This window comes from Corallococcus sp. AB018 (genome assembly GCF_003986945.1).
GTDB classification, from domain to species: Bacteria; Myxococcota; Myxococcia; order Myxococcales; family Myxococcaceae; genus Corallococcus; species Corallococcus exiguus.
In genome coordinates, this window is record NZ_RAWR01000138.1 from 22875 (window position 1) to 28919 (window position 6045).

General features: G+C 69.7%; 6 protein-coding genes. 3 read left to right on the forward strand and 3 right to left on the reverse strand.

Going from position 1 to position 6045, the window contains the following annotated elements; all coding sequences use genetic code 11:
• Window positions 1-20 precede the first annotated feature (20 nt).
• Window positions 21-395, reverse strand: coding sequence for a hypothetical protein (locus D7Y11_RS26615; protein ID WP_120578096.1), 375 nt, complete (start codon window positions 393-395; stop codon window positions 21-23).
• A gap of 48 nt (window positions 396-443) precedes the next feature.
• The gene (locus tag D7Y11_RS26620) at window positions 444-2039 is read right to left on the reverse strand and encodes an NAD(P)/FAD-dependent oxidoreductase (protein WP_120578097.1); all 1596 of its coding nucleotides are present in this window, start codon (window positions 2037-2039) and stop codon (window positions 444-446) included.
• Between the two features lie 321 nt (window positions 2040-2360).
• On the opposite strand from D7Y11_RS26620, the gene D7Y11_RS26625 reads away from it, so the two are divergent.
• Together D7Y11_RS26625 and D7Y11_RS26630 are read left to right on the forward strand one after the other, a co-directional pair.
• Window positions 2361-2570 carry a hypothetical protein gene (locus tag D7Y11_RS26625; RefSeq protein ID WP_169820105.1) on the forward strand — a complete coding sequence of 70 codons (210 nt, stop codon included), beginning with the start codon at window positions 2361-2363 and terminating at the stop codon, window positions 2568-2570.
• Between the two features lie 194 nt (window positions 2571-2764).
• Window positions 2765-3163 carry a YciI family protein gene (locus D7Y11_RS26630; protein ID WP_233601653.1) on the forward strand — a complete coding sequence of 133 codons (399 nt, stop codon included), beginning with the start codon at window positions 2765-2767 and terminating at the stop codon, window positions 3161-3163.
• Window positions 3164-3214: 51 nt separating this feature from the next.
• Here the strand turns inward: D7Y11_RS26630 and D7Y11_RS26635 are convergent, their stop codons facing one another.
• Window positions 3215-3859 carry a diacylglycerol kinase family protein gene (locus D7Y11_RS26635; RefSeq protein WP_126935113.1) on the reverse strand — a complete coding sequence of 215 codons (645 nt, stop codon included), beginning with the start codon at window positions 3857-3859 and terminating at the stop codon, window positions 3215-3217.
• A gap of 80 nt (window positions 3860-3939) precedes the next feature.
• On the opposite strand from D7Y11_RS26635, the gene D7Y11_RS26640 reads away from it, so the two are divergent.
• On the forward strand, window positions 3940-6045 hold a 2106-nt coding region (locus tag D7Y11_RS26640), incomplete at its 3' end, for an N-acetylmuramoyl-L-alanine amidase (RefSeq protein ID WP_126935114.1).

Sequence of the window (6045 nt, forward strand, 5' to 3'; positions counted from 1 at the left end):
GGGCAGGGGAGTAAGCGTCGCTAGAGGACGGGCGGAGGCCGCTTGTATGCCTTGAAGGACACCCGGGTGAGCATTCCGCTGACCACCAGGGCCAGGGCAATGCCCATCATCCGGACATTCCAGTTCGTGCCGGTGAAGAGCAGCACGAGCGCGAGCACCCCCGCCGCCACCGCGCCCACCACCGTGAGCGTCTGGGCGCGTTTGGACATGTCCTGGCCATGGGGCTTCTTCGCCCGGGCCAGGACGGGCAGCGAGGACGCCTTGCGCCACTTCTCCGCGCCGTCCTCGCGCACCTCGTCGTCCGGGTCCACCAGCCCCTGCACATAGGCGCGCTCGATGTCGCCCAGCGAGGGGAACATCAGCTCACCATCCGGAGTGCGCACGCGGTACGCCATGGGTCTTCCTCCCTCCCGGCCTACCCTGCCCGGAAGGGGGCGGGAACCTCAAGCCAGCTCGGTGGCAATCTGCTCAGCGGCGCGCAGTCCATCAATGGCGGAGGACACGATACCGCCCGCGTAGCCGCAGCCCTCACCGACCGGGTACAGGCCGCGCATGGACACGGACTGCAGGTCGTCTCCCCGGGTGATGCGCACGGGGGAGGACGTCCGGCTCTCGATGCCGATGAGCTTTCCCTCGTCGCTGATGAAGCCCTTCATCTTCCGGTCGAACGTGCGCAGCGCCGCCTTGAGCGACTGCGTCAGCCGCTCCGGGAAGAGCTTGTTCAGGTCCGTGTGCGCCAGGCCCGGGCGGTAGCTGGTGTCGCCCGGGTCCTTCTTCACGCGGCCGGCCAGGTAGTCCGGAATCGTCTGTGCGGGCGCGAAGAAGCGGCCTCCGCCCAGCTTGTAGGCTTCGCTCTCCCAGTGCCGCTGGAACTCCAGGCCCGCGAGCGGCCCGTGGAAGCCCTCGCGCGCGAAGTCCGCGACGGACACCGACACGACGATGCCCGCGTTGGCGAACTTCGCGTTGCGCCGCGAGTTGCTCATGCCGTTGGTGCACTGCAGCCCCTCTTCGGTGGGCGTGGGCACGACAATGCCGCCGGGGCACATGCAGAACGAGTAGACGCCGCGCACCTCGCCGTCCACGTCCAGGTTCTCCGCCAGCTTGTAGTCCGCGGGCGGCAGCTTGGAGTGCTTCGCCGCGGAGCCGTACTGGATGCCGTTGATCAACGACTGCGGGTGCTCCGCGCGGAAGCCCAACGCGAAGGGCTTGGCCTCCACGCTCACGCGGCCGTCGGCGGCGAAGCGCTCGTACAGTTCGCGCGCGGAGTTGCCCGGCGCCAGGATGACGCGGTCGCTCTCCAGCGTGCGCCCGTCCGCCATCTTCACGCCCGCGATGCGGCCGTCGCGGTAGAGCAGGTCGTCCACGCGCTGCTCGAAGTGCACCTGGCAGCCGCCCGCGATGAGCTCGTCGCGCAGCTTCGCCACCGCGCCGGGCAGCAGGTCGGAGCCGATGTGCGGCTTGCCCTCGATGAGGATTTGATCCGGCGCGCCATACTTCGCGAAGGCTTCAATGACCTTGCGCACCATGGGGTGGTTGATGCGCGTGGACAGCTTGCCGTCCGTGTACGCGCCCGCGCCGCCCTCGCCGAAGTTCATGTTGCTCTCGCGGTCGAGCGACCCGTCGCGCATGAGCTTCGCCACGTCCTTGCGGCGCGTCACCACTTCCTTGCCGCGCTCCAGCAGGATGCTGCGCACGCCGCGCTCCAGCAGGCCCAGCGCGCAGAACAACCCCGCGGGTCCAGTGCCGATGATGAGCGGCAGCTTCTCCGGCTCCTTCACGCGCACTGGCATCTCCGGCGGGGGCGGGGCCTCGCTCACGTCCGGGGGCAACCGCGGCGCCTTGCCGCCCGGGGCCAGCTCCACCTCAAGCGTGTAGATGTAACGCGGGCTGCCCTTCTTGCGCGCATCCAGCACCGAGCGCACCACCCGCACGGAGGCGAGGTCGCTCCGGGTGACCCCCAGCTTCTCGGCGGCGCGCTGGCCGAGCAGCTCCTCCGGCTCGTCCAGCCACAGCCCGATGTTGTTCACCCGGTACGCCATTGTGTTCTGACTCCTCGGTGGTGGGCGCGTATGTGCTCCACCCCCCGGAGGGAATGCAAGCACTTGAAAAGACAAGATGCCCCGTGGGGTGGGTGCGTACCCGCCGTTACACCCGGCAACGCCGTTCCAGGCAGGGCGGACGTCCGGGTGCGTAACCCCCTTCGCACCTTCCACGTTCCGTGCCGTCCATTTCCGGGCTTCAACCCCTCAGGACTGCTGGAGAATCCGTTCGGAAGAGAACGGCTGGCACGGAGGTTGAAGACCGGACTCCCACGCAGTTGCGGCGCCGGACATGTGGCGCCGATTCCGGAGGCAATTCCCGTGAGCACCGACCAGAAGGGCACCCGCATCCTCGCGCGCACGTTCTTCAACCAGCTGCGCGCAAGCGGTTACACGCCGCACCAGGTCATCGGCATCGCGACGGAACTCCTGGAGCTCGTGACGACCGACCTGAAGGAAGGCGACAAGGCGGTCGCCGCCCAGTCGACGCCAGCCCCCGACTCCGGGGCAGGCTTTCAGCAGCGCGTGTAGCCCGTTAGAATCCAGCGCATCAACCCTCCGCGGGTGAGCGGGCTCCGGACTGGTTCCGGGCGCCCCACCCGCGAGGTGACGGGGGGCTCCAGAAAGATTCGCAAGAACGCTGTCGATCTCCGACACGCGCGTTCGTCGCCACGGTGAGCCGCCATTCAGGGCCGGCTCGAACCAGGGGACAGACGATGCGGGTGATGGTGTTCATGATCGCCAACGAGGACAGCGAAAACGCCGTGCCCCCCACGCCCGAGGCATTCGAGGCGATGGAGCGGTACACCGAGGAGCTGGTCAAGGCTGGCATCCTGGTGGCTGGCGCCGGCCTCAAGCCCTCCTCCGAAGCCAAGCGCATCGCCTGCGAGGGTCCCGGCCGCACGGTCATGGACGGGCCGTTCACCGAGACCCGAGAGCTGATCGCCGGCTTCTCCATCTGGAAGGTCAAGGACATGGACGAGGCCGTGGCCTGGGCGAAGCGCTGTCCCAATCCCATGTCGGGCCGGAACGTGATCGAAATCCGGCCGTTCTTCGAGGCAGAGGACATGGCCGAGGCCCTGTCGACCGATGCCCAGACGCGCGAGAAGCTCGGCGTCGCCTGAGACCGTCGGTATTTTCGTGGCCGCGCGACGCGCCGTGTAGTCCTCAGGCCTTCAATGCTGGGGGTGGCGACGGCGCTCGCGGGCGGCGGCGGCGGCGATGACGAGCAGCGCGGCGGTGAGCGCGGTGAAGACGAGGCTCGCGGACGTGGGCGCCGTCAGCGCGAGCAGCCCCAGGGACAGCAGGAACGCGAGCGCGTCCACGGCGGCGGGCCTCGGCTGAGGCAGCACGAGCACCGTGGCGCACGCGGCCAGCGGCACGCCCAGCGCGACCTGCCGGAAGATGGCGTCGGTGTTGGTGCGCACGGTCTCCCAGTAGTTGATCAGGATGGCGGCGAAGATGACCACCGTGCCGCCCGCGAGCACGAGCACGCCCGCGGCCGCCGCGTCCTTGGTGAGCCGGGCCTTCTCGTCGAACTGCTGCACGGCCAGGTCCACCAGCTGCTCCAGCGCGCTGTTGAGGATCTCCGCGAAGAAGATGAGCAGCACGCAGAAGATGAGCGTGACCTTCTCCGCGAGGCCCAGCGGGATGCCGCTGCCCACCAGCCCCACCAGCACGCCGGAGATGAGGTGGATGCGCATGTTGCGCTGCCAGGCCACGGTGTGGATGAGCCCTGCCCACGCATGTCCGAACGAGGCGAACAGGCCGTTGCTGCGGCGGGAGGGAAACTGGGGACGGGGGGTTACAGGAACGGTCATCGGAAGGTGAAGGGGTGGGCAGGCTAGCACCCACGGGTCCGATTGAAGCGGGGGAGTGAAGGGGTAAGGTCGGTCGCGTGATGCGAACGTTCCTTTCGTCCTGGTCGCGCTCGCTGGCGCTGACCCTGCTGTGCACCTCCGTCCTCGCTCATGCGCAGGGCACTCCTGAAGCTTTTGAAGGCGACGACCTGGGCCTGGAGCCGCCGGGTGTTCAATACCTGCCAGCTCCGGCGCCCCGGGCGCACGAGCAGCGCCGCCTGTCGCCGGACGCGCCCGCCGTGGTGCGCCGTGAGACGCGAGCCGCGAAGTCCAACGTGAAGACCGCGGGCGTGCCGCAGACACGGCGGGGCGAGGGCGCGCTGTCCGGCAAGGTCATCTACCTGAGCCCGGGCCACGGCTTCTATCGCGACAACGGGCTGAAGCGCTGGGCGACGCAGCGGCCCAACACCTGGGGCGTGGTGGAGGACTTCATCTCCGTGGAGGTGGTGTCGCAGGAGCTGCAGCCCATGCTGATGGCGGCGGGCGCCACGGTGGTGTCCGTGCGTGAGACGGACCTGAACCCGCTCATCGCCACCGTGGACAACGGCGGCACGGGCTACGTGGAGGACGGAGACGCCGCGCGCTTCCACGCCTCCACGCAGAAGGGCTGGGCGCCTCCGCCCGTGCCCATGGGCAACGGGGTGGAGCCCTTCACGCTGGGCACCACGCGCACGCTGGACACGGCGGCCACCTCCACCGCGAAGGTGACGTGGACGCCGGACGTGCCGGCGGACGCGGCCTACAACGTCTACGTCTCCTATGGATCCGACCCCACGCGCGCGACGGACGCGCACTATGTGGTGAAGCACGCGGGCGGGGAGAGCCACTTCCGAGTGAACCAGCAGCGCCACGGCGGAACGTGGGTGCTGCTGGGGCGCTTCTACTTCAAGGCGGGCCAGCACCCGGAGTCCGGCGCGGTGGTGCTGGAGAACGACTCGGCGCAGGGCGCGGGCGCGACGCTGTCCGTGGACGCGGTGCGACTGGGCGGTGGGCGCGGCCTGATGGGCGACGCGGCGCAGGGGCCGCTCTTGCGTCCGCGCTTCGAGGAGAGCGGGCGCTACCACGTCCAGTACAGCGGGGCGCCCTTCAGCGTGTACGCGCCGTCGGGAGCCAACGCGCTGTCCAACGAGCGCAACGCGGACGTGACGTCCCGGCCGCGCTTCGCCGCGTGGCTGCATGAGGAGGGCGAGGACGCCGTCTACGTCGCGTGGCACACCAACGCGGGCACGTCCGGCACGATTCGGGGGACGGAGGCCTACGTCTACGGACCGAACCCGGTGGACGGCACGCTCAACTTCACCGGCGTGAAGGGCGGCGACGTGCTGGGGCGCGCACTCTTGTCCCAGATTGAAACGGACCTCAAGCGCGAGGTGGATCCGAACTGGCGGGTGCGCAGCCTGCGCTCGGCGAACCTGGGCGAGGTGAACCCCACGCACAACCCGGAGATGCCCAGCGTGCTCCTGGAGATGGCGTACCACGACAACACGACGGACGCGGCGAACCTCAAGGAGGCGCGCGTCCGCCACGTGGCCGCGCGAGCCATCACCCAGGGACTCATCAAGTACTTCGCGACCCGCGACGGCGCGGCGGTGCACCTGCCGCCGGAGACGCCGGGAGCGGTGGTGGCGCGCAACGCGACGCCCGGCGCGGTGGAGGTGAAATGGACCGCGCCTCCGCAGGTCGCGTCGGAGGAAGGACGCGACGCCCCCACGGGCTACCGGCTCTATCAGAGCGCGGACGGCTTCGGCTGGGACGAGGGCACGGAGATCCAGAACACGTCGGCCACCGTCACCCTGTCGTCCGGCACGCTGCGCTACTTCCGCGTGGCCGCGGTGAACGCGGGCGGCGAGTCCTTCCCGTCCGCCACGGTGGGCGTGCGGGTGGGGGACACGGCGCCGGTGCTGCTGGTCAACGCGTACGAGCGCCTGGACAGGACGGTGGCGTGCGGCGAGGAGCTGGAGACGCCGTACGACCTGGAGGCCCCGCTGCGCGTCTACCTGGAGGCGATGAACGACGGCAGCTACCTGCGCCAGCACGGCGCGGCGTTCGCGCAGTCGGCGGTGGCGTTCGACAGCGCGACGGGCAACGCGGTGGCGGCGGGGCTGGTGTCTCCCGCGGGCTACCGGCTGGTGGACTGGTCCACCGGG